Genomic DNA, 26,104 nt, shown 5'->3' on the forward strand with positions numbered 1-26,104 from the left:
ACTGCCTTGAACAAGAAAGGCGTACCCGGGCCACGTGGCGGCGCCTGGAACGCCTCGACCATTGACGGTAGCCGCAAGCGCTTGAACGGCATCCTTCAGTACGCCGGGCGGATCATCTGGAACCGCCAAAGGTTCATAAAGGTCCCGGAGACCGGCAAGCGCATCAGCCGCGAAAACCCGCGCGAGCAGTGGATGACTGCTGAGGCAAACGATCTGCACGCGCATGAAGGAAACTGGTTTCTGTGATAACCGGCGCACGGTGCCGCTCGAAGCGATTGAAGCCACGGTTCTAGAGGGGCATCGAGCAGATACTCGCGGTCTGCTGAGATCATGCGTCGGTTTCTTCCAGCTCGGCGATACGCTTGCGCAGCGCGGCGACTTGGCGGCCCAGCTTCCATATCTCGTCGCCGGCCCAGTAGGCGCCGCGCTGGGCGATTTCCTTGCGAACGTCGTCTGCTTCCGCGATCTCGCAGCGGATGACGCTGTCAAAGGCTTCGATGATCAGGTCTCGCACGGGTTATTACCACCTTTTCGGAGCGTGCCGGGGCCATCAGATGCCGGCTTTTGCCGGCCGCGTTGCTCAAATACGTAGAGCGCTCCCTACGGAGCGCTCTACGATCGTCAGTTACGCCTTCGGCAAACTGCCGGCGCGCAAGATGGCTTACGCCTGCCGTACGAGGTTTTCTGGATGCGACGATAGGAAATACCATTCGGCCATGTCAACGTTTAAGTTGTATTCTTTTGTATAACACGTATTGAGTCATTAATTATATCGACACACAAAGGTGCACCGTGTTTGAATCGCGCGATGAAGCGTAGAATCAAACCGAACTCGCAGATGGCGGACTATGAAGTCGTCCTCACCTTCGATGACGGACCGCGGCCGCCGAACACGGATAAGGTGTTGGCTGCGCTCGCACAGGAATGCGCGCGAGCCACGTTCTTTCTGGTGGGCCGATCCTCGGCGGAATTTCCCGAGCTCGTGCGGCGTATGGCCGCCCAGGGCCACACCGTAGCGCACCACAGCTGCCGATCGACGTGATAAGCAGATTGCCCATCCCGGGCCACGAAAACACCGTCTCAACAAGGATTGAGCCCGTGACCACTCCCCCAACAAGCAACCCGAGCACCGTCAATATGGCACGGCCGCGTTCGGCAACGCATGATGGATCAAGATACGCCAGACCGGGATGTCGCGTAGCGGACCGAGTTTGAGCTTCGTCATGGCGTTCCTCCCTTGCCGTAGGGTGCCAATACCAAATCGCGGGTAACGATGACCCGCACGGGGAAACCTGGCCGGATGGTCAGCGTCGGCTGGATGTTGAGCTGGCGCTGCAGATCTGCTGGCCAGTCTGGCTGATGCTGCTAGGTCGTCCAGCGACTCGGCATAGACGACGTATCGCTCCGGGGAGGACCGCCTTGTGCGGTTTGATGGAGGATGAAGACATAGGCGTATGACTGACCATATGCCTATGCCGAAGGTTTCCCGACTTGAAGTCGTCTCGACAGGCGCTCGACGTCGTTGGACATTGGAAGAAAAGCAGCGAATCGTCACCGAGAGCTATGGCGGGCCACGTCTGGTGTCGGTCACGGCACGACGTAACGGGCTGTCGACAAGCCAATTGTTCACGTGGCGCCGGTTGGCGCGGGAAGGCAAGTTGAGCGGGGATGCCGCGCCGGTGCTTGTTCCGGTTGAGATGACGCCTGCGGCGGCTCCGATCTCGAGTGGCGCGCCACAACCGGTGTCTTCACCGCCTGCGCAACGTGCACGGGCCGGCATTATCGAGATCGAGCTTGGGGGCGGCTGTCGCGTGCGCGTTGACCGGGACGTGGACGCGGAGGCGCTGCAGCGGGTTCTTGAGCTTCTGAGACGGCGATGATCCCGATCCCGAGCGGCGTCAGGGTCTGGATCGCCACCGGCCACACCGACATGCGCCGCGGGATGCAAAGCCTGGCGCTTGCGGTCCAGGAGAGCCTGAAGCGCGATCCTCATGCTGGCGATCTCTACATCTTCCGGGGTCGCCGCGGCGATCTGGTCAAGATCCTCTGGCATGACGGGCTGGGCATGTCGCTCTACGCCAAGCGCCTGGATCGCGGCAAGTTCATATGGCCTTCGGCGTCGGACGGCGCAGTATCGATCTCGGCGGCGCAGATGGGTCCAGAAACTAAAGGTCCCAAACGTGAAAATCCTAAACATCTCGAATTTTTCAGAAGGACTCTTGGCTGTCGATAGCGATCGCGCCGACGCGTTTTGTTCGGACGACGCGATCCTCTACACTTTGCGACAAAAGCCGGCTCGCGACCGTCTGGAGGTCGTCGGCCGCCCGCTCTCCTTCGAGCCGTACGGGTTAATGATGCGCCGTGACGACTCTGCGTTTCGCTTGGCTGTCAACAAGACGCTGGCCGAGCTCTTTCGCTCGGGAGAGATAACATCTCTCTACCACAAGTGGTTTGACCAATTTGGAATTCCACTGAGCGAGAAGCTCGAGACCGTTTTGCAAGCGCAAGCAGTCCCTCAATAGCGGCTGGGTCGAATGCTCTCCTACAATTGGAACTGGAGTATTCTCTTCCAGCAGCCGCAGCTTGGATGGCTGCTGGAAGGTCTGCGTCTCACAATAGTCATGGCGGTGGTGAGCTTCCTCCTAGCGCTTGCGATCGGAACCTTAGTCGGTACAGCCCGCACTGCTCGATCGAGAGCGGTGCGTGGAATAGGCTTCGTCTACACAGCTCTCTTTCGGAACGTGCCATTGCTGATCCAGATGTTCCTGTGGTTCTACGTCTTTCCGGAGCTCCTGCCCTCAAATCTTGGACGCTGGGTGAAGCGGGATTGGGCGTGCTTGTCGTCCCTTATGGCGATCGATACGTACGGTTGGTCATCTACGCTGGAATAGGACGGGATCAGATCGATGCGGTCTTGAGCGCTTTTTCGGAGATAGGCCAAAGCTTAGAGGCGAAATACCCCGATACACTGTCGACATCCTAAGCCGCGGGCATCGTGCGAAGCGCGTGGGACGCCGACTGCCCACGTGCATCGATCACGGTCCCGGCCGCGTTTGAGGCTAGATCACGTCGAGGAACACCGACCAAGAAATAATAGCGGGATTATAGCCAGTGTTTTGAGGCCTAGCACCATGGCATGAGTTGACGTATGAAAACTCGTGCGATTGTAGCCTGGAATGTGCGTCGGATTCGCGTGAATCGGGGTATCTCGCAGGAGCAATTGGCTTGGAAGGCCGGGATCGACCGCTCCTACATGAGTAGTCTTGAGCGGCAATCGAAGAACCCGACGATTGATCTTCTCGACCGCATCGCCGAAACGCTGGACGTGCAGTTGTCCGAGTTCTTTGTTCTGCCGCCCAAAGGTGCTAGGTCTCCGAAGACCTTGCCTAAAAGCCGCAAGCCAGCGGGTCCACGTCGCAAGAAAAAATAGCGAATTTCAACGGCTTCTACGTAGCCAATTGAGGGACTTAGAACACCAATTTCGCCCGACAAGCCTTCTTTGCCGGCCGAACAGGGCTGTGATTAAATTGGAGTGCGTTTCACAGCACGGGAGTGAGTGACGACTGGTTGCCGGATGCAGGTTCGCGAAATGCATTGGCGGGCGCGGTCGCATCGGAAGAGGAGACTTCGATAATCGCAATTGCCTCGACTTTTTCAACCATTTGTACGCAGCCGATTGACCACGGCAACCGGGTTCATCCCCACTGGGGCGATCTTTCGTAGTCCACGTGTGATGTGTCCGGAGGCGCAAAGGCGCGGAGATTACGCCTCATCAGGCAAGTCTATTGGAGCGCCAATTGAGCTTGAAGAATATCTGATCGATTCGCCGTGATCTCGGGATGCCCCGGCTGTGGGAAGTCCACGCTGCTGACCGAACTCGGCCGACGCGGCTACGCGACGATAGATGAGCCTGGACGCCCGGTCGTAAGGAAGGAATTGGAGTCGGGCGTTCCCGCGTTGCCCGGGACAGGTATTGAAGCGCGCCTGCACAGTGCGTTTGATCTTTCCCTTGAAAACCTGACGCGAGCGAGTGCGTTCGACGGCTGGGTTTATTCGATCGCGGCCTGATCGACGCCGCAGCGGGTCTCGAACGCGTGACAGGCGAGCCGGCGACAAGGAACTCGGACAGGCACGCCACTATCATCGACGCGTGTTCATCGCTTCCGCCTTGGCCGGCCATCCACGCGACCGATCAAGAGACGCGTCATGATTTCGAGGATGCCTGTCGAAAACGAGCATCTTCTGAAGGTTTTCCCGATGCTCGGCTATGAAGTGGCACTACTCCCAAACTCAGCGTGGTGGAAAGGGCCGATTTCGTTCTTTGAGTGCCGACGTCCAACGAACATCACCAATTATAAACACGTGCAGTCGAACGGAAAGTCCATGGCAAGGGCCGCTATGGCGAATCAATTGTCAGCCTGCTGCCGTGAATCTGCCGAACGGGCACTGAAAACGGATCGAAGTCCTTCAGGCAACGCACGTTCACTGCCCATCCGTCGAACGGCCGAATGCCGGCTTCGCGTTCTGCTGCGGTGGGCTGGCTTGGTTTGCGGAACGGCAAAATACCGCAAACCGGGCAAAAATAGTCAGCCGCAGTGAATAAACCCCAGCGATAGACCGACAACTCCTGGAGGGGCGTCAGGAGCCGGAAGTCGCCCTCGGCGACGCGATAAATCAGCGCGCCACGCTTCGAGCAGATAGAGCAGTCGCAAACCCGCACATGGTCGATATCGGCGTCGATCTCGAAACGGACGGTGCCGCAGTGACACGAGCCGGTGTACGTCTTCATCATCGGCGGTTTGTCTCTAGAAGCCCGACCGAAGATAGATCAACGGATGGGGCCTGACAAAATCTCGTTGATCCTGTTCGCAAACACATAATAGCCGCAACTCCGCCAGCAAGTCACGGGCGCGGCGCGCTGATTGGCTCCTGGCTTACTCGCTCGATTGGAGTCGAGAAGAACTCGGGTGGAAGAAATGCCAGTCGTCGCCTTGAGACACACACCGTCTAAAGATACGCCCGCTTCAATGGCGAGGTCATTGGTTAACCAGTCTGGGAAATCGAGCGTGAATGTGCGAACACTATCCGTGTCTTCGACTGAGGCAATCTTGGCAACGCTTGTACAATTGTCGCAAACACAGGATCCCCCCTCATCCCGTTGACATCACTCGCTAGGTCGCAGTCGATCCTGGCAGGCCGTCGAGGGATATAGCTCGCATCAGACGGTCGCATACGGGGCCAGGGGGTCGCCTCTGATCGAGTTGATCCAGGGGAGGGCATGCATTTCGCAGTTGAGCACGCGGGTCGCCTAACACTTTTTGGATGGTCCACGATCCGCTCGCCGTCGGCGGCGGACATCGTTCGTCCGCTATCCTCCAACCCGCCAGACAGCCAATCGATCCAGAGCCGACCGTCGGGGTTGAGCATCACTCGCCTGGGGACGAGTCAGTCTGCTGGGCATCCTCCGGGATTTCTTGCCGCAGTTTCGGCCCTTGATTGAGCCGGCGGCCCAATGCGGCAAGGAAATTATCATAACGCGCTCCGGCCTGTGCTCTCGCGGCCTTGGCGGCGGGTTCGGGGAGTGATGGTGTTGTCGTGAGCCAGAAGCGGATGAAGAGAGCGATAGTCTCGACCGAAATCCCGACATCCCGCTCAAGGCGCGCGATCCGGCGGTCGATCTGGTCAAGACGCTTGGCAGTAGCAGCCTCTCGCCGTTCATCGGCGTCCGGCGACAGAAAGGAAGCGATCGCGGCTTCCGCGATAAGCGACAGCGACTGCTCGCGCCGGGCGGCGTAGGCCGATAGCGCCTTCATGACATCAGGATCGAGATAGACCGACAGCTGAGCCTTCTTTTTGTCCCGATCATGGCTACCTCACAATCCGAGATCGTCGCCGGGATCGAGGGAGGCTTGGCGCGCCACGCCCTGCATCATGTCGTTCATGCGCCTGATCCGCGGGACATCTTCATCGAGCTCATCCACGAGGTCCGAAGCGAACTCGTTCTCGAGTGGTTCCTTATTCTCCACCGTGTCTCGATCGAGTTCCGGCTGCTGCCTGCGGTCGGCGGCCTTTGGATCTTCGTCATCCGTCTGGTCGTCGTTCAACGTCTCCAATGCCCTTGGGCGCGGCGGCAATGGCCTTGAGCTCCAATCGTCCAACCGGCCGCCATTGGATTTCGTCAGCATCGGCGGCGCCATGATGCGCTCCTGGAAACGTCTATCTTCGTAATAGCGCGCCTTCTTCGCCCGAATCGGATGGAGGCCCGACATCATGACGATCTCGTCGGAGGGCGGGAGCTGCATCATCTCGCCGGGCGTGAGCAGCGGGCGGGCGGTCTCGGACCGCGACACCATGAGGTGGCCCAGCCAAGGCGCCAGCCGGCTGCCGGCATAGTTCTTCATCGCCTTCATCTCGGTCGCCGTGCCGAGCGCGTCGCTCACGCGCTTTGCGGTGCGCTCGTCGTTGGTCGCAAAGCTGACCCGGACGTGGCAGTTGTCAAGGATCGAGTTGTTGGGCCCGTAGGCCTTCTCGATCTGGTTCAGCGACTGAGCAATCAGGAAACTCTTGATGCCGTATCCGGCCATGAAGGCCAGCGCAGACTCGAAGAAGTCGAGCCGGCCGAGCGCCGGGAATTCGTCGAGCATCAGGAGGAGCCGGCGCCGGCCGGCCTTGGCTTGCAGATCCTCGGTCAAGCGGCGGCCTATCTGGTTGAGGATCAGACGGATCAGCGGCTTGGTGCGATTGATGTCGGAGGGCGGCACGACAAGGTACAGCGTGGTCGCTCGCTCTCCGCCAACGATATCGGTAATCCGCCAGTCGCAGCACCGCGTCACCTCCGCCACCACGGGATCTCGGTAAAGGCCCAGGAACGACATGGCGGTGCTCAAGACACCGGAGCGTTCGTTGCCGGACTTGTTCAGCAACTCGCGGGCAGCGGACGCGACGACGGGATGAACACCGGCCTCGCCGAGATGCGCGGTTCGCATCATTGCGGCAAGCGTCGTCTCAATGGGCCGCTTGGGATCGGACAAGAAGGCTGCGACACCGGCGAGCGTCTTGTCTTCCTCGGCATAGAGGACGTGGAGGATCGCGCCGACCAGCAGGGCGTGACTGGTTTTCTCCCAATGGTTCCGCTTCTCGAGGCTGCCCTCCGGGTCGACCAGAATGTCGGCAATGTTCTGGACGTCGCGCACCTCCCACTCGCCGCGGCGCACCTCGAGCAACGGGTTATAGGCCGACGACTTCGCGTTGGTCGGATCGAACAGAAGGACACGGCCGTGTCGGGCGCGAAAGCCGGCAGTGAGCTGCCAGTTCTCCCCCTTGAGGTCGTGGACGATAGCCGAGCCCGGCCACGTCAAGAGCGAAGGGATGACGAGGCCGACGCCCTTGCCCGATCGCGTGGGTGCGAAGCACAGGACATGCTCCGGTCCATCATGGCGAAGATAGGTGCGCTCGAACCGGCCGAGCACCACGCCGTCGGGTCCAAGCAATCCAGTCTGCTCGATCTCCTTTGCCTTCGCCCACCGCGCGGACCCATAAGTCTCGGCATTCTTCGCTTCGCGGGCGCGCCAGACCGACATACCGATCGCGACCGCCGCAGCGATGATGCCGCCGGATGCCGCGATGAAGGCGCCCTCGGTGAAGATTGAGGGCGCGTAAGCATCGTAGGCATACCACCACCAGAAGAAGGCAGGCGGAAGGTAGAACGGAAAATGGAGCAGCTCGAACCAGGGCTGCCCGAGCTGCGGCTGAAAGCCGAGGCGCCAAGCCGTCCATTCCGTCGCGGCCCAGATCGTGAGCAGGACGATGCCGAAGACCATGATGACCTGCCCCCAAAGAATCTTGGTCGCCGACATGGCGGCCGCCCTCTCCTGACGTCGGTGATTGGAAGGATCACTCACAAGCCGAGCCCCCGGTTGCGCCCAAAACCCCAATCGATGCCGCCATCCGCGCGCGCGACGCCAGAGACATGCCGGCCGAGCTGTTTATCGAGTGAGGGCGTCCAAGGCACGAGCTGGAAGCCGAGACCGTCGTCGATCATGGCGAAGCGGCCGGAGGCGAGCGCGAAGCGCTGCCGATAGGTGCCTGCCACATACTCGCCGCTAGCCGACGGGTTGAACGGCTGACCGGTCTCGGCGGCGAGCTGCTTGCCGAGATCCTCTAACTCCCGACGGCGCAGCGTGCCGATAAGGTTTTTCGCGAACACCAGTCCACGCGCCTGGCGTTCGGCGAGCCCCTGCCCGATGAGCTGCTCGGGCCGCCGTTCCATAGCGTCGCGGACCTCGGCGCCGAAGCCGCCCTGGCCAAGCGCCACAGGGTCGCGCGCGACGGCCTGCCGATCGAGCCATGTCGCGCCGCTCGCGGTCACCTGCGCTTCGATCGAGAGATCGGAGCGGACGGCAAGCGCCACGCGACGCTGCCCTCTTGCGTCATCGAATTTGCGAAGCTCGACGATTGAGCCTGGCGCGCTGTCGCCGGCAGCGTCGAGGTCGGGCAGCCGGATGTGGTGGGTGCGGCCGTCGACCCCGTCGACCACGGCATAGGCGGTCGCCTTGAGCTCGTCGTCGAGACCGCGATCAACGAGACGCCCGATGACGGGGACGTCAAGATTTTCGCCTGATAACACGTAACTCGCGCTCCCGCGCTCGATGCCGCGTTCGGTCAAGCTGCGGTGGATACGCTTGATGATGTCGCCGCGTTCGCCGAGCTCGCGCAAGGTCGTTTCGGCGGCCTCGTCCATGGACCATTGGCCGGGCCCGAGTTGATGAGCGAGGCCAAGACTTTCCAAGTGTCGCAGCCGGCCAACCTTCAACGCATGGAATTGATCGGGCTGCTGCTCGGGACGCGGCGCAAGGTCGATAACACCGTGCTGGTTTGCATCGCGAACAAGCTGGCGATCGAGCTGCGTCCAGCGCTCGGCTCCGATCTGGCTCTCGAGCGAGCGACGAATGTCGAGATCGGAGCGCAGTCCAAGTTCCTGGGTGACCAGGTCCTGGGCGCGGGCGCGCATCCCTTCCTTGATGTAGTCGCGGGAGATGACGAGGTCTTGGCCGTCCTCTGCGACGCCGCGCACGATGATGTGGACGTGGGGGTGCTGGGTGTTCCAGTGATCGACCCCACCCAGTCGAGCTTGGTACCCAGATCCACTTCCATCTGGCCGACCAATTCGCGGGCGAAACCCTTGAGGTCGGCCATGTCAGGCGCGTCCTCGGGGGAGACGATGAAGCGGAAATGGTGGCGGTCATTCTGACAGCGCTCGGCGAAGGCCTTGGGATCGGCATCCTCGGTGCCCGGGCCGAACAGGTGGGCCTTCTCCCCGTCCCGGGTCACGCCTTCGCGCCGGAGATAGCCGAGATGCGTCGCGAGCGGCGCCGACCTCGCCCTGTGCCGGACGACCCGGGTCTTGATGGTCACCAGACGCGAGCGGCCGGTGAGCAGACGGTTTGCCCGCACGCTGGCGGCTCGGCCGCGGCCGAAGCGCGAATGACGGTGGCTGACGAGCTGGCCGGCTCGCGAAATGCCGCCGCCAGCGCGTTGAGCGGCGGCAAGCGCCTGGGCGATGAAGGGCTTGGCCCGCTGGCTCCTCGAGGAGCGGATGCGGCCGGGCCGTGGTTGAAAATCGCTGTCTTCAGCCATGGCCAGCCTCGACAATGTGCGGAATGCAGAATCCCTGCAACGGGTTGATAGTCGAGCGCACATTGCGCGCCGAAGCCGCACATTGCGGACCCGAGGAAAAATAGCAGCACAAACAACCAACCGACCGAGCCGCACATTGCGGCCTTTTATCTCGCCATCGTTCGGTCGGTACTCGCGGAAGCCCCCACTGTTTGCGAGTGTTTGCGATAGCGATCGTTACGCGAAGGGCCGAGACACCCGTAGGGTGGCTCGGTGAGGAGCGAAGCGACGAGTAGAGCGCGGGCCGAAGGCATCGCCCGTATGACTGTGTTGCAGCGTTTCGAATGCAAACCGAATGTTCGTCAAGGGGCGCCAGCGAACCTGGAAACTGACAGCTGATATCGCGAGCTGCCCGATGTGCAGCCGCCGCAACAAGGGTGCCTGCAGACGTACCGCGATCCGCGCATTGACGTTGAAGATGCCGTGCAGTCATTGCGATCGCCCCATGGCCGAGAGCGCGACGAACAGGCCCTCCGACTGCGGCGCAATCGCCGAAATATCGTGCACCGTAGTGCCGACTGAGCCGCCGTGCGCGGGTTGATCGAGCGCCGCTCGCGCGCCAGGGGACGGCCCGTCAGCGTGGTCGAAGAACAGCGGCGCCCGCGTCCAGGATGAACGAGAAGAAGCCGCGAGGAGAAGAGGTCCTGGCGCTCCCTCCGCGTCGACAAAAGGGACGATGGCCGCGACATAGGCTGTCGTCTCCGCGGGCAGTGGACGGTGTCTATCCCGAAACTCCTCGTAGCGGCCGGGACCTGCATTATAGGCCGCGAGAAAGCCCGGCGAGCCGTAACGGTCGTGCAGTTCGCGAAGAAAGGCGGCGCCGGCGAGGATGTTGTCACGGGGATCGAAGGGATCGCGCCCGAGACCATAGCGCGCGCGCATGTCCGCCCAAGTCTTGGGCATGAGTTGCATCAGGCCGAGTGCGCCTTTGGGTGAGACGGCACGCCGATCGCCATTGCTCTCGACCCGCATGACGGCTCGTATCCATGCAGCCGGAATGCCAAAGCGCTGCGCGGCCTCTGCCACATGAGATGCGTAGTGATCGCTCGCCGGTTGACTTCGTGCCGGTGCTCTCTGCCCGGACACTGCTGCCGTTGGCCCGCCAATCACCAGCAGGCCGGTAAGGAGGAGAACGGCAAGGCTCGCCCTGTCTCCGCCATCATGGCGAGGCGTCTTGCTGCCTACCGGCGGTGCGCACGGACCACCGGTTTGACCGCCGCTGTGCGTGGCGGCCGCCCGACGGTTGCGTGGACCCGAGTTATGAGAGGGCTTTTCCCCGAACAAGGGGTGGACCGTTGATGCGCCTGGTTGGCGGCACGCGCGACAGGATCCTGCATGCAATCAGTCCCGCTCGGCGCGTTGGGGCTGACGATTCCAGTTCAGCGTCCAGGCCGCTTTGTCGTTGCCCGACTGGAAGAGATTTGCGCGGATCGGCCGCGGCAGCGCCGGGTCGTCGATGACGAGCGAAACGTAATCGCCGGCCTTCTCGCCGGTCCGCTTCCAACCTGCGCCGATCTCCGGGCCATCGGCATCGCCGAGGCGGATACGGTAGTCCGGCGCGTTCTCGGCATCCGAGGATTCGGCCGGGACGAGGGTGAGAATCCGCTCGAAGAACAGCGTTTCAACGCGACCGGTGAAGCCGGACTTATCGCGCGTGAACTGGCCGATTTGTGCCATGGGAAAGCTCCTGGGTTGCTGGGTTGGAAACGGGTCAATGAGTGGCGGCGCGCCAGACGAAACGGCCGTCGGCGGCTTCGTCCGTCCAAAGCGGGACTGCGCGCGCGACGATCGAGCTGACGGGGAGCGCGCCGAAATAGCGGCCGTCCAGGCTGTCTGGGACGGTCGGGTTCATGAGAAAGACCTCGCCCGGTTCGAGGGTATGGCAACCGCTCCAACGCGGCAGCGGACGGCCGCGATGATCGTGCTCGTGTGCGGCGCCGACATCGACAGCATCGACCGTGATGGCATCGCCCGACCGGCACACGGTTTGCCCGGGCAGCGCCATCACACGCTTCAGCAGCGGCAGACCTTTTGGAAGAAAGCCGCCATCGGCAAGGAAGCTGGCGATCGGTTCCGGCAGCCGTACCGCGACCAGTTCCAAGTCGCGCAGCTCTCCGAGCGGATGCAGCGCGTAGAGCCCTATTGGCGTGCTCGCGGTAGCGTTCCAAATCAGCCGCGGCGCAGGATGAACGAGGGCCAGGGCGCCGGCGACCAGCGCCGCAAGGTAGGTCAACATGAGATAGCCGAAGCGGGTCATGGCGTGACGCTCCGGCGCTTGAGCCAGGCGATATGCTGCTCGCGCGTGTAGGCGCGCGGCACATGGTCGGCGGCGAGACGGTTGTGGAGATGCCGCCAGTATTCGGGTGCGGCGTCAGCCGGATCGATGGAGAGCGCCTCGATGGCGTCGATGGCCTGCAACACGCGCTCGACCTTCGGCCAGCTATCAACGCGCAGCAGGATTTCGCCACCGGGGCGGACGAAGGGCAGCGTCTGATAGCGCTGCCCGGCTTCCACGGCACGCACGATGTCCATGCGCGACACCACGGTGCCATAGTCGTTCGATGCCCAGCGGACGAAGCCGAAGATGCTGCCCGGCTCAAAGCTCGAGATGCTGCGGCGACGGTCGAGAATCTTCTCCTCCGCGCGGCGGCCGAAGCGCAGCCAGTGCTCGATCCGCTTCTCGATCCAGGTCAGCTCGACATGGGTGAGCGCGACATCCCGTCGATGCGAGGGCGGCACTGCACGCGGCGGCAAGGCTTCATTGTCGTTCATGACGGTTCTCCGGGGCGTCAGCGGGGAACTCTCGCGCCAGCAATTCGCGCAGCATGTCGGCGACGGTCACGCCGCGCTGGAACGCGGCGACCTTGATGCGGCCGCGCAGCGTGGGCGTGACGTCAATCGTCAGGCGCGCGGTGAATGCGGCAGCATCATTCACGCTGCGTGGCGGCGTATCACTGGCTTTGATCCAGCTCTCGGCATCGCCCGGACGCGAGGCGAAGCCGCGTTTGATAGAGCGGTCGCTCATGGCGCGAACCTCGCAACTTCTGCCGCGAGCGCGGCGATCTCGCGGGCGGCGGCGCTCTGCTCGACGAACTCGAAGACGAGCCGTCCGGACTGAGCGGCGTCGGCGAAGACAACGCGTTGGCCGATGGTGCTGGCGAGCACCGGCGGATCGTGGTCGGCGAGAGTTTCGGCAGTCTCGCGGGCGATGATCGTGCGCGCGCCGCAGCGGTTGAGCACAAAGCGAGCAGGAAGCTGCGGACGATAGATGCGAGCCTCTCGCAGCAGAGCGAGCATCTCGGCCGAGGCCCAGCCGTCGAATGGCGACGGCTGCACGGGGATCAACACGAGATCCGCCGCCAGCAGCGCCGAACGCATCAGTCCCGCGACGCGCGGCGGTCCGTCAATGACGACATGATCGGCGGTGCGTGCGATTTCCGGCGCCTCGCGGTGGAGCGTATCGCGCGCGAGGCCAACGACGCCGAATAGCCGTGCGACATTCTCCCGCGCACGCTGCTGCGACCAGTCCAATGCGGAGCCCTGGGGGTCAGCGTCGATCAGCGTCACGCGCTTTCCGCGCAGCGCCCATACGCCGGCGAGGTGCAGGGCGAGCGTGGTCTTGCCGACACCGCCTTTCTGGTTGAGCACGGCGACGATCATCGCATGCCTCCCGTCTTGCGACCTGAAAGCGGCAGAGATGGTTGGCTTGGGTGCTCGGTTGGCGGCTGAGCGCGGATGTCGGTGTTATCCGCAAGACGCGCGGCCCCACTACAACAGTTAGATTCTAAGTTAGACTCTAAGTTAGGGCAGGCGATCGTGTTTCCTGGCCAAAGCGTTAGCTGTGGTTTGCACTCCCGGAATCCCGATACCGGCACGCCCGGAGTCCCGATAGTGTGAACGCCCGAAGTCCCGAGCTGATTCACAGCGCCGTCCACAGGAGCTGTGAATGACTTCGATGGCAGGATGCGCAATAGCTCTCGGCGTTCCCTGCGTTCGATGCTCAGGCAGTAGCCTGGCAGCGGTTGACGTGCCGCGATCCGGCGGAGATCAAAGGCGAAGTCTGCAGGCTTGGCGAGGCTGCCGGATTTCTCATGGAGGTGTGCGACCTCGAACAGCCAACCTCTCGGCTGGCGGCCAGCATGCTTGCGCGCGACGCGGTAGAGCCAGCGCTCGATCCCACCAGTCAGGCTGAAATAGGCCGGATCGATCGTGAGAACGAGTGAGCGATCGATGACGCCGCGATAGAGCCAGTCGGGAAGGACGAATTCCATTCCCTGCACCCGACCGTCGCGCGTCGCGCATTCCTCCCATTCGTTGATCCATGAGAACTGGTGGCGCCGCCAATGCTCCCCCTGCCGGATGCTGGTGCGGATGACGGTCGCCTGCAGGCGGGCCAATGCCCCCTTCAAGAGCTTGTAGTCGCGGGCGCCGGTCTGCCGGCCGACTGCGGTCAGAAGCTGGTAGGGTGTGAAGCGCAGGAAGCGCGAGGTCTTCAGACCGAGGTTCTCGGCCTCGACAATCTGGCTCGCCGCCCAAATCAGCACGTCGGCATCCCAAATGGTCGCCATACCGTGCTCAGGAACTGCATAGACTTCGACACACACGTCGCCGGTCTGGTAGAGGATCGGTCTTGTTCGCTTGGCCTTGGCGAGCGAAAAGAACGGGCGCTCCATCAGGTCGCGTTGATCACGCGGGCTGGCATCACCGGTGGCGACAACGAACGGGTCGAGCTTGCTTCGCTCGCTGGGTGTGATGAGGCGACGCGACGACATGACGAGCGTTGCCTTAGCGATGCGCGTTGCCGGCGGCGCGCGCTTCGAGGTAGCGCGGATCCGACGTTGAGCTGCAGGCGGCCTGATCGGCCCAGGCTTCGAGATCGCCGATGGCGTAGACAACGCGGCCGCCGAGCTTGCGAAAAGTCGGGCCATTGCCATGGCAGCGATATTTTTCAAGCGTGCGCGGCGAGATGCCGAGGAGGCGCGCGGCCTCGGGGGTGCGCACGTAACGGGTGGCGAGTTGCGCAGGCCTGTCGAGCATGGGAGATCTCCGTCTTGCCTCGAAGTGCCGCGGCCAAGTCGCGGCATGTCCGGGCCAGAGTGGCGGAGAGTTCAGGCGTTGGGGGTGGACGAAAATTGACGTACGTTTGTGTCCCCCCATCGTCGCAACCAGGCGAAGCCAGGCGTACTACCGGGGCGCAACTAACTCATCAGGTCGATGGCTTGAAGGAATCGGGGAGCCGATCAGAGGCCGCGTAGAAGTTTCAGATAGCCGCGCTCGACCAAAGCGATTGAATCGTGAATGAGCCGGTTCGCCTTGCGGCGGGCATGAGAATCCTTCCACTCGACCGAGCGGCGCTGAGCGTGGTCGGAGGCGAGCACCTTCGCTGCCACGTCTCGCGGGCCGCCACCCAGGTCGTGGACGTCGAAGGCGTGCAGGAGCTGAATCAGTCGCCGTTTCTGAAACGACGTCAGCCGCAGCGCCGCCGGGAGAAGACCGGTGCGCTGGCCGCTGAGGCGACGCACGAAGTGTAGCGCCACGTCGGCCCGCAGTTCGCCCATGCCGTCGAGCGGCACAAGCACGGCGGGACGGCGCGCGGCCTGCTCGTCGCGCAAACTGACATGGAGCTCACCCGAGCCGTCGGCGACAACCAGCTCGCGACCGTCAGCATCTGTCCGCCCGACGATCGACAGTCCGAAAGCGTTGCGATCAATCGAATGAACGGTCTCGAAGTCCGGCGGCGCGGGCGTCAGGATCAATGTTCCCGGTGATGCCTCGGGCAGCCAAATGGCTGGTTCGGGCCAAACCGGAGAGGCGGGGTCATGGGCGACACCGCAACCTCCATCGACGTGCGAAACTGGTTCGGATGGTGTTGGGATCGGATTCGCCGCGCGCGATCTGTCGCTCAGTGCGGGCGAAGTCGCGGCGGTAGTCGGCATTGCGACGAAGGAATTCGAGGGCAAAACCCGGGCGCTCAAGACGATTCAGGCGTTCGATGGTCTCCGGCGAGCGCCAGTACTGGGTCGGCATGGTCTGTCTTCTCGTCTTTTTGTTCTGTGCCCCGCACCACGATCCCTAAAGACGCTACAAGAGACCAGACCCGGAGGTTGCATCACGCGAGATCGCAATTTGCGTGATTGGGGCGCAAATCACTGCATCCGCGGTTCCAAAAGGCCCTGATATCCGGCTTCCACCATCCATCGCGCGCGGGCGAGATGGCTATCATGGACATTTTTGGCACGATCTGGTTCGCGCGTGGGGTCGAGGCCGAAGATCACGCTGACCACCTCGCGCCAGTCGGCGCCCTCCTCTTCGGCCATCAACAACCGAACGTAGATAGCAAGATGTTTCTCGTCATAGGCGTTGACGCGATCCGTTATTGGCGGCCGGTCCTGGAATGGCGCGCCGTTCATTGCAATTGCCCCTCAGCATTGATGCAGCGATTAGAATTCATCTAAGCTCCAGAACTTTGCAAGCTGGGAAATCGTCACACTCGAATTGTGCCGTGATGCGCAGATCGCATCGCGGCGCTCCCCGGAAGCGGCACACCAGGGCCTAGCCAGACGATATGAATAGCACAGTGACGCACGAATCGGAACGATCGTTCCTGGAACGATCATTCCGATGTGAGTTCCCTTGTTGCCATGGATCTCAAGGAGGTCATGGCGGTCAATCTGCGTCGGATACGTCATGTGAAGAAAATGACGCAGGAAGAGTTGGCCGATGGCGCTGGACTAAGCGTCCGTTACGTCGGCGCAATTGAACGCGCAGATGTGTCGGCCAGCGTGACCGTGCTTGGCCGAATCGCGGAGGCGCTCGGCGTCGAAGCAACCGATCTCGTCAAGCGAACGACGGTTCATTCCCATCGGGCTCGATGACGCGACAATTTTGTGCCCCACCGCAACACCGGCACGTCGTGAATCAACTCCGCATTGCCTCACGCATAAGTTGATAGTCGGCTTTACGTAAATCTGATCTGTCTCCAAAGCGCATGCCTAGTTCAGAAACGGACGAGCATGCTGGGGAGATGGAGTAGGCCTCATGACTCTGTACGAGCACTTGCCAGCCGACATTCGCGAGACAGTGGATGCTCTGGTCACGGAACTCAGGCCGCAACCTTGGCCAACGCGGTTCTTTGCGCTGATTGGCCTGCTCGGAGAGAAGTTGGAGGCGCGGCGCGAGGCGGAGCCGTGGCATCTGATCCAACAGTGGACCGGCATAGTGACGGCAACGATGGAGCACTTGCTCCCCGACAGTTCGGTTGTCGAATGCCTGGGACTGATGAGCATTAGTTTCAACGACCAGTGGCGCGCTCAGGCGCTTGGCCAGATCGAACGGGATCCCACAGTGCTGGATCGTCTCGTCGCCATTTGTCCGGACTGGGAAGACATCGTCGAGAGCGTGATCGAGGCCAACCAAAGACGTCCAATCAAATCGGCACGCGGCCGCTGATCGGCATCGGTTACGCCCTTGCCGCTTGCGCCGTCACGGCAAACGAGGTGCCTTCGCGCTTCCTCAGCGTGGCGGTGCCCCGCCCGGGCCAGCCGGGCGGGGCATTGCGGATCGGCTCAGTCGCCGTTGCGACGGTTGGGGCGAGACCAGATCAGGCTGAAGCCCTCGCCCTCTTCATCGGCGAAGAGGTTGGCGAAGATCGGGGCGGTGAAGCTCGGATCGTCGAGCTTGAGGCCGAGATAATCGCGGCCTTCGTTGGAGCGCTTGGACCAGGCGGCCCCGATCTCGACCCGGCCGACATAGATCCGGTGGCTGGGGGCGTTGTCGCCCGAGCGGCTGGTTTCGGGGACGATGCGGACGTTCCTCGCCTGGAGCGAGAGAGTGACGATCTCGCCGTTGAACTCGTTGTTGCCGGTCTTCTTGAAGGTGCCGATGGTCGCCATGGTAGTTCTCCTTGATCTCTGTTTTCGAGCCCGCACCTTGCGGCCTCGATGGTGATCGACAGGCCGGAGGCGATCGACGGCGCACCCCGAAGGGGCTGGACAGCAAAGGAGGAACTTTCTTGTCTCGCGCGAGGAATGGCGGCGCAGCCGGCAGGGGAAGAAAGTTGTGACGCCGCTGTTGCGCCAAAGGCGGTCGAGGCTTCAGCCGTCCTTCGGCCAGATCCATCCATCGAAGAGGCCGTTGGTGCGCTCGATCCAAACAGAGCTGACATCAAGGAGAACGTGGCGATTTGGGAGCCCACCGAGAGAGCTGGCCCAACGAATCCAATGCTGCTTAGCCCTCTGTAATCGAGACGGACGGATCTCCGCTTCCGCGATCGCGCGTCGGCAGCACGCCCCATTCACGAGAGCGGCTGGCCGTAGTTGTGATCCGTCACCGTTTGGTCGATGCCGCACAACGACTGCCACGAAACTGCCACTCTGCGATGATCGGTCGTGTCTCGATGCTTGGCCGCTCTGTGTGAAGCTCACAGACTAGAATGCGAGCACGCTGGATGTCTGATCGAGTCAGCCCCTTCCAATGGACGCTGCCGGCTTGCGCCAGGCCTTCCCGCCCCTACAGGGGTTACGACAATTCGCCGCGCGGACCCAGAGGAGGATCTCGCGCAAATGATGACCGCTAAGAGCTCGAGTGAGAAGAGAACCGGATGAGCGACAAAAGCGATCTTGAAAACAGAGCCATCGAAGCGATATGGAACTATCGTGAGGCCTTCGCCGTGGTCGGCCGCCTGGAGCGAAAAGAACGTTCCGCGCATCGAGCGGTGACCAGGATACTGCCTGAATTGGGGCGCGCCTTACGCAGCCAAGACACGCGGTGTCTTAAGAATAGCATTAAGATCGGCTCGGCAGCTGTCTCGCGGCAGAACGAAGCGTGGGCCAACCTAACTGAGGCGACCGCACGTTTGGATTCAGCCCACTCGACTTTGGCCGCCCTCGAGCGCCAACTAGGATATCTTCCAAAGGTCTCAAAACCACGAGATTCAGGCTAGCTCAAAGTATGCCAGGACGTCGAGCTGCGCCTTATCCTAGGCGGAGATTTTCTGCGGCTTGTTTGCCGCTGCGGTTCATCACCAGCTCGTAGCTGACCTTCGCGCCTTCAACAAGCGAGGTATAGCCGGCCTTCTCTACCGCCGAGATGTGCACGAAAACATCGTTGCCACCGTCGTCCGGCGCAATGAACCCATAGCCTTTGGTCGGGTTGAACCACTTAACAGTCCCTAACGCCACGTCATTTGCTCCAAAAAGAAAAAACACCTTCCCATCTAAATCATTGAACGAGCCGATCGCAAGTCTCCGCGCGAAAGCGGCTCGATGGGATCCGTTGTCCCGCCCGTTCGTAGGTCTTGGACAGAAGAAATAGAGTGCCCCACTCGATGAAATGAACGAGCACGCTGAAATCGGCCGGCATTCAAGAACGACGAGGCGAAGGTCACATTTTCTTCGAAAACTCCGTGCTAACTGTCGCCTGCTTGTCGCGGCCGGATGTACGTCGTGGCATCACGGGAGCCCCGGCTTTCATGCCGGGGTTTTTCGTTTCCGGCGCGAGAAGCAGCTTGACCGGATAGGCTCGTCAAATGGCGCAGCCCACTGCGACAATTCGACTTGGATGCGTAAGAATCATCCGGAGCGGCACAGAGCGAAAAGCCGAATAGCAGGCAGATATGGCGCAGAATATCTACGACAATCCCGATTTCTTCGCTGGCTACAGCCAATTGCCCCGGCAGGTGCATGGGCTGGACGGCGCTCCTGAATGGCCGGCGATCCGGGCCATGCTGCCCGATTTGGTCGGGAAACGTGTCGTTGATCTCGGATGTGGCTTCGGCTGGGCCTCGCGCTGGATGCGCGAGCAGGGCGCGGCCTCGGTTCTGGGTCTCGATCTGTCGCAGAACATGATCGAGCGTGCCAGGGCGGACACAGCGGATACGGCCATTGAGTATCGCATCGCCGATCTCGACACACTGGACCTCCCTGAGGCGGCTTTCGACCTCGCCTACAGCGCACTGACCTTTCACTATGTTCAGGACTTTGGCCGTCTCGTACATGTGATCCGCAAAACGCTCGTTCCTGACGGGCATTTCGTCTTTACGATTGAGCATCCGATCTTCATGGCCGCGGCACATCCGCACTGGATTTCCGATGAGGAGGGCCGCAAAACCTGGCCGGTCAATCGATATTCCGTCGAGGGCGAACGTCGGACGGACTGGTTTGCCAAGGGCGTTCTGAAATACCACAGGACACTTGGCACTACCTTGAATACGCTGATCGGCGCAGGCCTTCAAATTCGGCGGATCGAGGAGTTTGCCCCAACACGCGAGCAGATCCAGCAGATGCCGCAATTGGCCGAAGAACTCGAACGCCCCATGATGCTGATTGTATCTGCGTCCACATCGATCGGCGGTAAGCTTCGAAGCCTTCGTGATATCCGGCCGGATTAGGTTCCTGCCGGGCCCGCCCCGGTATTGATATCAGCCCGGCGTCAAGCGCTATCTTGCCGGCCCGTCTGCGGCCATGCCGGTGAAGCGAGCCAAGGCCGTGATGCTGACCGCAACGGCCCCGGCGATCGCGAAGACCGTTTGCCAGGTGGGCGAAGACATCGCCATCTGGGCGATTCCATGCGTCGCGCTGTAACCGGCGACGGTCGCGGGCGCGACATAGAGGATGATGATTAAGAGCCGCAGCCAAGCCCATGTCACGAGGGCGAGCGCGAGTTGGCCGATGCCGAAGGTTACGGCGCCAGCCGCGAACGCAACCGCGATTCCGCCCAGAGCGCCAGCCCCTGTGTGGAAGGCCCGAAGACCAATCGTCACGCCGGCGAAGACGGGCACCGCGAAGACCGCAAGCGTGAAGAGTAGCCAGGCGAAGAAGCCTATGGCGAGGAAAATAAGCAGTGGTCCCAAGGCAATCATGGTGGTGGGCTCCGTGAGATAGGGGTCTGACGGTCGCGCCTTCCACCACCACCACGGCGCAAACGCAGTATAGCAGCAAATGCCAGCGACCGGAATCGTCACAAATCCGGTTGCGGGCGAATGACAAAATGACCATATTGAGCGTCAGGAGCCGATCGCCCGGGCTGCAAGCGACCCAAAAGGCGGCATCTCGATTTCCCAATCGAACACCCGAACGGCAACCATTCTGCCGGCGCGCGGTGGTCATGAAGCGCTTGTGACTGCCACTAAGACGCCGGTGTGAAATGGATTTGCCATGTCTACCATCCAAAAGAAGTGCGCAGACTTTCTGCGTATGACCTTCAACGATCTGGCCGGCGGCAAGCTCGGATCAGGTCACGCCCACGAGATCGTGGCTGCGTATTTCGGCTATGGTACCGCGGCGGCTCTAAGGGCCGAGCCGAAGTATCAGCTTGCGGCTTTGGATAAAGCCGCGATCCTGATGCCTGATCTGCGCTTGATGGATCAGCGCGTGCAGCACCTCAATGGTCTCCCTGCAGGTCTACCCAATGTTGACGAGCTGGCTTCGCTGCTCTCGAGCTTTCTTAACGCAAACGGCTACTTTTCAGGTGAGGTTTGGTACACCCGAGATCTCGAGGAGTATATCGATGTATCCTTCATTCAAGAAGATCCCATGATGATCGAGGACGCTCTCTCGGGTGAGATGGCTATGACGAATGCTTTTTTTGACGAGCTTTACATAGACAAAGTAAGCCTAGACGTCGGAGACGATGTGCTCGTGGCAAATGTCTCAGGTTCTCTCAATGGAGAGAACGATCCGGATAAGCCGTTCCACGGGGATTCGATCGCTTTCACGACGATGATAACATTTGAGCGTGTGGCCGGTCGAACCGGCTATATGCGGCCGGAGCTGGAGACGTCGGGCGCCATTGATGACTCACATTACTATGATCAGGACGCCTGAGGGCAGCTAGGCATTTCATGGCACGATTGGGCTCTCATTTCGTCTGTCGTTCTGCACGACAAGGTACGGCGGCGCTCACGAGCCGCCGTACCTCCAGACCGGGATGCCTAGCTTCTTCGCTTTGTCAGCGAGATTGTCTTGGATGCCGGTGCCAGGAAAGTGCATCACGCCGATGGGTAGCGTCTCCAGCATCGCATCGTTGCGTTTGAACGGCGCGGCCTTGGCGTGCTTTGTCCAGTCGGGCTTGAAGGCGATCTGCGGGACCTTGCGATTGTCGGCCCACTTGGCGGCAATCAGCTCGGCGCCCTTGGGCGATCCGCCGTGCAGCAGCACCATGTCCGGGTGCTTGGCGTGCACCTGGTCGAGCTTAGCCCAAATTAGCCGGTAGTCGTTGAAGTCGAGTCCACCGGTGAGCGCGACTTTCGGTCCGCGTGGCATGAGCACCTGATTTTCGGCGCGCTTCTTCGCGGCCAGGAAATCGCGGCTGTCGATCATCGCTGACGTCAGATTGCGGTGGTTGACCTTCGATCCGTTGCGCGGCCGCCATGCGGAATGGGCGTGGCGTTCGAACTCGTCGGCGGCCTGGTCGCGCATCAGCTCGAAGGCGTTGCGTCGCTCGATCAGCGTTTGCCCTTCTGCCGTCAGACGCTCCAGCTCGACGGATTTGATTTCGCTGCCGTCCTGCTCCCGCTGCGAGCGCTGCTGGGCCAGCTCGTTATCGTCGAGCTCGCGCTCGATCCTGTCGATCGCACGATGGAAGACGTTTACCATCGACCAGAGCAGGTCGTCGAGGTCGGGCTCAAGACGGGTATCGGACAGCGCCACCACCAGGGCATCGAAGATGTCGGCGACGCTGCCGGCGAGGATTCGCGCTTCAGGAAGCCCCCGGGGATCGGGATCATCGTGGAAGGGACGGTAGCCATGGAGCTGGAGTTCCTGGAGGACCTGGTCGGTCGGGGATGAGCTGTGGTGCGGCTCGAAATCGTTGTCGTGGTCGGCGGTCATTGCGGTTTTCCCTCGTCGGATCGACCGCGCCCATCGCGGCCTTCATGGCGACGAAAGCGGCAGGCGGAACGGACTTGCACCCGCAGCGCAGCGGAGGGCCGGAGCCTTGGCGGAGGACCGAAGGGGGCCGACTATTTTGTCTCGCGATGTAAAGGCGGCTCTGCCGCCGACGGAAAATAGTCGGCCCACGAGGTTGCCGGTCCGGGCCGCCTGCCGCCCGATCGCCCTCTCAGAAGGCCGTGGGGCAGTCCTCTGGCGCCGAGGGGAAACACGTTCACCGACCGTGCGGTAACGAAGCGGCCGCGTCGCCCCTCATCCCGTTTCGGCTATGCCGCCAGCTCCATAAAGCGCGCGACGTCCTGCGCCGCGATCTGTACGCGGCTTGCGGCCCGAAGGGCGTCAAATCCGAGCAGGCGAAGATCCTCGTTGAAGTCGCCAAGCTGTGGCGAGATCACGATTGCCTCGATGCCGGCCTCCTGCGCCCGATCCATCAAGGTCGCCATGGCGCCGTCACCGGCAGGATCGTCGTCCCGGGCGATGTAGAGCCGGCGGAGCGTATCCGGAAGAAGGACGGCGGAGAGATGCGCTGCCGAGAGAGCTGCGACCATCGGCATGGTCGGCAGGGCGCAGCGGAGCGACAGCATCGTCTCGATGCCCTCACCGGCCGCCATGACTTCACCAGCGACGCCAAATCGAACAGCGTGACCAAGCAGGTCGCCCATCGCCCGCTTTGGCGTGTCGATTGGCGCCTTGCCCAGCGTCGCCTCGCTGAAACCATGCGGGTCGAGCCAGGTGCGGTGTACGCCAGCCAGCTCGCCGGACAGATCGGTGACGGCGGCGATCATCGCCGGCCAGGTCTCGGTCGGGCTGTGGTCGTCGGGCCGGTAGTAGCAACGTGGGTGAAAGCGCAGGCTTCCGGTTTCGTGCAAAGACGTAATGCCGCGATTGCGGAGATACGCTTCTATGAGTGTGCGTTCGATCGGCTGCGACATGGCAAAGAGCCGACGAGCGGCCTCCGGCGATCCTCGTGCCGCGCTGGAATTGCGGAGCCGCGGCTGATTGGGCTCGGGCTCTGGATGCGGCAAGCTGAGAAACAAGCGCGCCTCGTCGAGGACGTTCTTGAAGTCGACCAGGCGGCAACTCTCGCGAATGACATCGAGCAAATCGCCATGTTCCCCGGTGGCGGCATCGGTCCATTTGCCGGCGGCTCCCTTCGCCGACTGCTTGAGCCGCACGAACATTGAGCGGCCAGGCGTATTGCGGACGTCGCCGACGAGCCAATAGCTACCTTCCCGTCGTCCGGCAGAGAGGTAGTGACGGCACACGGACTCAGCCTGCCGGCCGAGACGCCGTGCGAGATCGTGTGCGTTATCGGCCATCGTCATCCCCAAAAAGAAAAGGTCCGCCGTCGCCAGCGGACCTTGTTGTTGCTCTCGACGGCTTATTCGGCTGCCATAATCTGCTCACCGGCTCGCTGATTGTGGGCGGTCCGCTCTTCTTCGTCTTCCAGTTTGTTTTCGCTAGGCTGCTCTGGAGTTTCCTCGACTATAGATTCGACCGCCGGTTCGTCGCCAATGGCTCGGCCCAGCGTGCGAAGCGGTTCGGGCAGCCAGGCCGTGTCGGTGAGCAAGGTCTGCGCCTCGGCAGCCATGTCACCCTTCTTCAGATGCTCGATCCGATCGGCGGCGCGCTGCCCTTTTGCCTCCACCACGGCCTGGAGGATTCGCGTCTTCGTCACCCGACCGAAGAAGTTGTCTACGGTCGGTTTCCACCCCGCCGCAGCCATGTCGAGATCGACAGCCCGGGCGAGACGGTCGGCGTGAGCGAGCGCACGCGGCCGCCGATTCCAGGGTTCATGCACGGCGTTGACCGACAGGCTGACGACATGGGCAAAGAGCATCGCCTGGCTGTCGCCGTCCCACGCCTGAAGTGCGTCCCAGAGGTCGGCCGATTCCTTCGGCAAAGCCTTCGCCCAGCGCTCGTGCCGAGCGCGGATCGCCTCGGCTAAGGCGCTGTCGTTCAGGCCGAGCGCCTGGGCGCCGAAACTCACGCTCTTCAGATCCAGCTCCAGGCAGCTATCCGAGCCGTAGTGGTAGAAGGTCTTCAATGTCAGAGCATGCAGGGCCGCATGAAAGGCGACCTGCGGCTGCTCACCGAGGGCATGACGCAGGCCGAGTGTCCGATGGGTGGTGAGCTCGGTCATCAGCCGGTCGGAGATGGGCGAAAGGCCCTCGTCCTCCTCCTGCTCGGCGCCGGGCTCGACCGACACGTTGCGCTCGCCGCCTTCGTAGCTCGCGGCCTTGGCCCGTTCGGCCTCACCATCTTCTTCAGCAAGACCGGGCTCCGGCTCCGCCGACGGTTCGTCTTCGGGCCGGACGTAGCCGCGCTCAACACGAAGCTCGCCTTCAGCGCCAATGCTGACGAAGACGCCTGCGCGCACGATCTCGGCCGGGTCGAAAACAACCGGCCGGCTCTCGAGCCCCTCCAAAGCTGTTTCCAGCTCGGACAACCGTTCGTCGACCTCGTCGGGCAGTTCATCGGCGTCCGCGTGTTTCTCAGACAGCTGATCGAACTCTGCTTGCAAGGCGTTGCGGGCCGCTTCCTCCTCGGCAGTGAGGGTGACGATCTCGCCGCGAAGTTGTCGCAGACCGAAAGCGTGGCCGTAAGCGAAATCGGGGGCGACCTCGGTCCACTTCCAACCCTCGGCGGCAATCGTCTCGGATTCCGCCTTCAGCTTGTCGGCCACCATCTGGTCGACGAGCGCGACATCCTGCATCCAGCCGCCATCGTCGCCCTGAAACAGATCTCGCAGCACCGTGCCACCGGCGGCAGTATAGGCGTCAACCCCGATGAACAGCGCCCGCTTGTCGGAAGCGCGGACCGCGCCTTCTGTCAGCATGCGGCGGATGACGTAGGGCTGCTTGTCGTGGGACGCCTTCAGCCGCTCGAACACAACTTCCTGACGCTCGTGGTCGCCAGATACAGCGAAGGCCATGAGCTGGTCGAGCGTCATGCCGTCCTCCGCATAGACGTCGAGCAGCGTCGGCGAAACCGACGCGAGCTTGAGGCGTTGCTTGACGACGTTGACGGAGACGAAGAAGGCGGCAGCGATCTCCTCCTCCGACTGGCCCTTTTCGCGCAGCGCCAGGAATGCCCGGAACTGGTCGAGCGGATGAAGCGGAGCGCGCTGGACGTTCTCGGCGAGCGAGTCTTCCTCAGCGATGCCGCTATCGCGGACGACGCAGGGCACCGGGGCGGTCTTGGCGAGGCGCTTCTGCTTGACGAGCAGCTCCAGCGCGCGGTAGCGCCGGCCGCCAGCCGGGATCTCGAACACGCCGGTCTCGGCGCCGACCTGGTCGACGACGGGCCGGACACTGAGGCCCTGCAGAAGGCCCCGGCGGGCGATGTCCTCTGCTAGCTCCTCGATCGAGACGCCGGCCTTCACGCGCCGGACGTTCGACTGACTCAGCACGAGCCTGTTGAAGGGGATATCGCGCGAGGGCGAAAGGGTGATCTTGCGAACGGTAGTCGCCATGGGATGATACTCCGCGACGGGCGCCGAGAGCCTCTCTCTCGACATCAACTCGTCACGAAGCGCAGCG

Annotated in this window: 35 protein-coding genes and 3 pseudogenes; 13 read left to right on the plus strand and 25 right to left on the minus strand. The window is 62.2% G+C overall.

The features are described from left to right. Positions 1-6: 6 nt before the first annotated feature. Positions 7-246, plus strand: a complete 240-nt coding sequence (locus tag BJ6T_RS00140) for a recombinase family protein (protein ID WP_014490262.1) — start codon at positions 7-9, stop codon at positions 244-246. A gap of 82 nt (positions 247-328) precedes the next feature. On the opposite strand, the gene BJ6T_RS00145 is transcribed toward BJ6T_RS00140, so the two are convergent. Then, positions 329-514: a hypothetical protein gene (locus BJ6T_RS00145; protein ID WP_011082864.1), complete on the minus strand. Its 186-nt coding sequence runs from the start codon at positions 512-514 to the stop codon at positions 329-331. A 324-nt stretch (positions 515-838) separates the two neighbouring features. On the opposite strand from BJ6T_RS00145, the gene BJ6T_RS00150 reads away from it, so the two are divergent. Continuing rightward, positions 839-1,042, plus strand: a complete 204-nt coding sequence (locus tag BJ6T_RS00150; RefSeq protein ID WP_223154120.1) for a polysaccharide deacetylase family protein — start codon at positions 839-841, stop codon at positions 1,040-1,042. A 179-nt stretch (positions 1,043-1,221) separates the two neighbouring features. On the opposite strand, the pseudogene BJ6T_RS48075 reads toward BJ6T_RS00150, so the two are convergent. Further along, positions 1,222-1,376, minus strand: a pseudogene (locus BJ6T_RS48075) (TrbI/VirB10 family protein); the annotation flags it as partial. A gap of 78 nt (positions 1,377-1,454) precedes the next feature. Here BJ6T_RS48075 and tnpA point away from each other — a divergent pair. The 5 genes from tnpA (at position 1,455) to BJ6T_RS00170 (ending at position 3,430) form a co-directional block, all read left to right on the plus strand. Then, on the plus strand, positions 1,455-1,880 hold the full coding sequence (gene tnpA / locus BJ6T_RS42950; RefSeq protein WP_011082866.1) for an IS66-like element accessory protein TnpA: 426 nt from the start codon (positions 1,455-1,457) through the stop codon (positions 1,878-1,880). After that, on the plus strand, positions 1,877-2,233 hold the full coding sequence (gene tnpB / locus BJ6T_RS00155) for an IS66 family insertion sequence element accessory protein TnpB (protein WP_011082867.1): 357 nt from the start codon (positions 1,877-1,879) through the stop codon (positions 2,231-2,233). The genes tnpA and tnpB overlap by 4 nt, the downstream gene beginning before the upstream one ends. Further along, positions 2,220-2,522 carry a transporter substrate-binding domain-containing protein gene (locus tag BJ6T_RS00160; protein WP_014490263.1) on the plus strand — a complete coding sequence of 101 codons (303 nt, stop codon included), beginning with the start codon at positions 2,220-2,222 and terminating at the stop codon, positions 2,520-2,522. The genes tnpB and BJ6T_RS00160 overlap by 14 nt, the downstream gene beginning before the upstream one ends. A gap of 12 nt (positions 2,523-2,534) precedes the next feature. Next, positions 2,535-2,891 carry an ABC transporter permease subunit gene (locus BJ6T_RS00165; RefSeq protein WP_011082869.1) on the plus strand — a complete coding sequence of 119 codons (357 nt, stop codon included), beginning with the start codon at positions 2,535-2,537 and terminating at the stop codon, positions 2,889-2,891. A gap of 257 nt (positions 2,892-3,148) precedes the next feature. After that, positions 3,149-3,430: a helix-turn-helix domain-containing protein gene (locus tag BJ6T_RS00170; protein WP_011082870.1), complete on the plus strand. Its 282-nt coding sequence runs from the start codon at positions 3,149-3,151 to the stop codon at positions 3,428-3,430. A 109-nt stretch (positions 3,431-3,539) separates the two neighbouring features. Here the strand turns inward: BJ6T_RS00170 and BJ6T_RS49075 are convergent, their stop codons facing one another. Further along, entirely contained in the window at positions 3,540-3,662 is a 123-nt protein-coding gene (locus BJ6T_RS49075; protein WP_256379488.1) for a hypothetical protein, read from the minus strand. 166 nt (positions 3,663-3,828) lie between these two features. Here BJ6T_RS49075 and BJ6T_RS48080 point away from each other — a divergent pair, with 166 nt between their 5' ends. Further along, complete coding sequence (locus BJ6T_RS48080) at positions 3,829-4,068, plus strand: AAA family ATPase (protein WP_011082871.1); 240 nt, start codon at positions 3,829-3,831, stop codon at positions 4,066-4,068. Between the two features lie 328 nt (positions 4,069-4,396). Here BJ6T_RS48080 and BJ6T_RS00175 read toward each other — a convergent pair whose 3' ends face one another. From BJ6T_RS00175 to BJ6T_RS00240, 16 genes and pseudogenes are all read right to left on the minus strand, one after another. Next, positions 4,397-4,792: a GFA family protein gene (locus BJ6T_RS00175; RefSeq protein WP_014490264.1), complete on the minus strand. Its 396-nt coding sequence runs from the start codon at positions 4,790-4,792 to the stop codon at positions 4,397-4,399. A gap of 536 nt (positions 4,793-5,328) precedes the next feature. After that, a pseudogene (locus tag BJ6T_RS48085) lies at positions 5,329-5,430 on the minus strand (P-type conjugative transfer ATPase TrbB); the annotation flags it as partial. Beyond that, positions 5,427-5,813, minus strand: coding sequence for a hypothetical protein (locus tag BJ6T_RS00180; protein WP_014490265.1), 387 nt, complete (start codon positions 5,811-5,813; stop codon positions 5,427-5,429). The pseudogene BJ6T_RS48085 and the gene BJ6T_RS00180, both read right to left, overlap by 4 nt. A 60-nt stretch (positions 5,814-5,873) precedes the next feature. Next, positions 5,874-7,856 carry a conjugal transfer protein TraG gene (locus BJ6T_RS00185; RefSeq protein WP_014490266.1) on the minus strand — a complete coding sequence of 661 codons (1,983 nt, stop codon included), beginning with the start codon at positions 7,854-7,856 and terminating at the stop codon, positions 5,874-5,876. Positions 7,857-7,897: 41 nt separating this feature from the next. Further along, positions 7,898-9,636, minus strand: a pseudogene (locus BJ6T_RS00190) (relaxase/mobilization nuclease domain-containing protein). A gap of 468 nt (positions 9,637-10,104) precedes the next feature. Then, positions 10,105-10,647: a lytic transglycosylase domain-containing protein gene (locus BJ6T_RS49530; RefSeq protein ID WP_014490268.1), complete on the minus strand. Its 543-nt coding sequence runs from the start codon at positions 10,645-10,647 to the stop codon at positions 10,105-10,107. A 369-nt stretch (positions 10,648-11,016) separates the two neighbouring features. After that, on the minus strand, positions 11,017-11,352 hold the full coding sequence (locus BJ6T_RS00200; RefSeq protein WP_011082878.1) for a DUF736 domain-containing protein: 336 nt from the start codon (positions 11,350-11,352) through the stop codon (positions 11,017-11,019). 34 nt (positions 11,353-11,386) lie between these two features. Beyond that, positions 11,387-11,932: a S26 family signal peptidase gene (locus BJ6T_RS00205; protein ID WP_011082879.1), complete on the minus strand. Its 546-nt coding sequence runs from the start codon at positions 11,930-11,932 to the stop codon at positions 11,387-11,389. Continuing rightward, positions 11,929-12,447: a DUF2840 domain-containing protein gene (locus BJ6T_RS00210; protein WP_011082880.1), complete on the minus strand. Its 519-nt coding sequence runs from the start codon at positions 12,445-12,447 to the stop codon at positions 11,929-11,931. Before BJ6T_RS00210 ends, BJ6T_RS00205 begins: the two co-directional genes overlap by 4 nt. After that, positions 12,434-12,700 carry a ribbon-helix-helix protein gene (locus tag BJ6T_RS00215; RefSeq protein ID WP_011082881.1) on the minus strand — a complete coding sequence of 89 codons (267 nt, stop codon included), beginning with the start codon at positions 12,698-12,700 and terminating at the stop codon, positions 12,434-12,436. Before BJ6T_RS00215 ends, BJ6T_RS00210 begins: the two co-directional genes overlap by 14 nt. Beyond that, positions 12,697-13,335 (minus strand): ParA family partition ATPase, encoded by a 639-nt coding sequence (gene parA, locus BJ6T_RS00220; RefSeq protein ID WP_011082882.1) that lies wholly within the window; start codon positions 13,333-13,335, stop codon positions 12,697-12,699. The genes BJ6T_RS00215 and parA overlap by 4 nt, the downstream gene beginning before the upstream one ends. Then, positions 13,332-14,447 (minus strand): replication initiator protein A, encoded by a 1,116-nt coding sequence (locus BJ6T_RS00225; protein ID WP_014490269.1) that lies wholly within the window; start codon positions 14,445-14,447, stop codon positions 13,332-13,334. The genes parA and BJ6T_RS00225 overlap by 4 nt, the downstream gene beginning before the upstream one ends. A gap of 13 nt (positions 14,448-14,460) precedes the next feature. Next, positions 14,461-14,712 carry a helix-turn-helix transcriptional regulator gene (locus BJ6T_RS00230; protein WP_014490270.1) on the minus strand — a complete coding sequence of 84 codons (252 nt, stop codon included), beginning with the start codon at positions 14,710-14,712 and terminating at the stop codon, positions 14,461-14,463. 203 nt (positions 14,713-14,915) lie between these two features. After that, complete coding sequence (locus BJ6T_RS00235) at positions 14,916-15,431, minus strand: DUF2285 domain-containing protein (RefSeq protein ID WP_014490271.1); 516 nt, start codon at positions 15,429-15,431, stop codon at positions 14,916-14,918. 61 nt (positions 15,432-15,492) lie between these two features. Further along, the gene (locus BJ6T_RS46875; protein WP_014490272.1) at positions 15,493-15,702 is read right to left on the minus strand and encodes a transcriptional regulator domain-containing protein; all 210 of its coding nucleotides are present in this window, start codon (positions 15,700-15,702) and stop codon (positions 15,493-15,495) included. Between the two features lie 119 nt (positions 15,703-15,821). Continuing rightward, positions 15,822-16,085: a hypothetical protein gene (locus BJ6T_RS00240; RefSeq protein ID WP_011082886.1), complete on the minus strand. Its 264-nt coding sequence runs from the start codon at positions 16,083-16,085 to the stop codon at positions 15,822-15,824. 231 nt (positions 16,086-16,316) lie between these two features. Here BJ6T_RS00240 and BJ6T_RS00245 point away from each other — a divergent pair, with 231 nt between their 5' ends. Continuing rightward, positions 16,317-16,550, plus strand: a complete 234-nt coding sequence (locus tag BJ6T_RS00245; protein WP_016841283.1) for a helix-turn-helix domain-containing protein — start codon at positions 16,317-16,319, stop codon at positions 16,548-16,550. A gap of 163 nt (positions 16,551-16,713) precedes the next feature. Further along, positions 16,714-17,124: a hypothetical protein gene (locus BJ6T_RS00250; RefSeq protein ID WP_011082888.1), complete on the plus strand. Its 411-nt coding sequence runs from the start codon at positions 16,714-16,716 to the stop codon at positions 17,122-17,124. Between the two features lie 116 nt (positions 17,125-17,240). Here the strand turns inward: BJ6T_RS00250 and BJ6T_RS00255 are convergent, their stop codons facing one another. After that, positions 17,241-17,567: a DUF736 domain-containing protein gene (locus BJ6T_RS00255; RefSeq protein WP_011084751.1), complete on the minus strand. Its 327-nt coding sequence runs from the start codon at positions 17,565-17,567 to the stop codon at positions 17,241-17,243. A 707-nt stretch (positions 17,568-18,274) separates the two neighbouring features. Here BJ6T_RS00255 and BJ6T_RS42965 point away from each other — a divergent pair. Further along, complete coding sequence (locus BJ6T_RS42965) at positions 18,275-18,616, plus strand: hypothetical protein (protein ID WP_011082890.1); 342 nt, start codon at positions 18,275-18,277, stop codon at positions 18,614-18,616. 31 nt (positions 18,617-18,647) lie between these two features. Here the strand turns inward: BJ6T_RS42965 and BJ6T_RS00265 are convergent, their stop codons facing one another. Beyond that, positions 18,648-18,854 carry a cold-shock protein gene (locus BJ6T_RS00265; RefSeq protein ID WP_014490275.1) on the minus strand — a complete coding sequence of 69 codons (207 nt, stop codon included), beginning with the start codon at positions 18,852-18,854 and terminating at the stop codon, positions 18,648-18,650. A gap of 434 nt (positions 18,855-19,288) precedes the next feature. Between BJ6T_RS00265 and BJ6T_RS00270 the strand changes: the two genes are divergently transcribed. Beyond that, positions 19,289-20,062 (plus strand): class I SAM-dependent methyltransferase, encoded by a 774-nt coding sequence (locus BJ6T_RS00270; RefSeq protein ID WP_011082892.1) that lies wholly within the window; start codon positions 19,289-19,291, stop codon positions 20,060-20,062. 48 nt (positions 20,063-20,110) lie between these two features. On the opposite strand, the gene BJ6T_RS00275 is transcribed toward BJ6T_RS00270, so the two are convergent. Further along, on the minus strand, positions 20,111-20,533 hold the full coding sequence (locus tag BJ6T_RS00275; RefSeq protein ID WP_014490276.1) for a hypothetical protein: 423 nt from the start codon (positions 20,531-20,533) through the stop codon (positions 20,111-20,113). A gap of 295 nt (positions 20,534-20,828) precedes the next feature. Between BJ6T_RS00275 and BJ6T_RS00280 the strand changes: the two genes are divergently transcribed. Further along, positions 20,829-21,497, plus strand: coding sequence for a hypothetical protein (locus tag BJ6T_RS00280; RefSeq protein ID WP_011082894.1), 669 nt, complete (start codon positions 20,829-20,831; stop codon positions 21,495-21,497). Between the two features lie 75 nt (positions 21,498-21,572). Here the strand turns inward: BJ6T_RS00280 and BJ6T_RS00285 are convergent, their stop codons facing one another. From BJ6T_RS00285 to BJ6T_RS00295, 3 genes are all read right to left on the minus strand, one after another. After that, entirely contained in the window at positions 21,573-22,502 is a 930-nt protein-coding gene (locus tag BJ6T_RS00285; RefSeq protein WP_011082895.1) for a DUF2493 domain-containing protein, read from the minus strand. 326 nt (positions 22,503-22,828) lie between these two features. Next, the gene (locus BJ6T_RS00290) at positions 22,829-23,887 is read right to left on the minus strand and encodes a DUF7146 domain-containing protein (protein ID WP_011082896.1); all 1,059 of its coding nucleotides are present in this window, start codon (positions 23,885-23,887) and stop codon (positions 22,829-22,831) included. Between the two features lie 56 nt (positions 23,888-23,943). Next, entirely contained in the window at positions 23,944-26,037 is a 2,094-nt protein-coding gene (locus BJ6T_RS00295; RefSeq protein ID WP_014490278.1) for a ParB/RepB/Spo0J family partition protein, read from the minus strand. Positions 26,038-26,104 lie beyond the last annotated feature (67 nt).

It is taken from the genome of Bradyrhizobium japonicum USDA 6, from assembly GCF_000284375.1.
Classification (GTDB): Bacteria; Pseudomonadota; Alphaproteobacteria; order Rhizobiales; family Xanthobacteraceae; genus Bradyrhizobium; species Bradyrhizobium japonicum.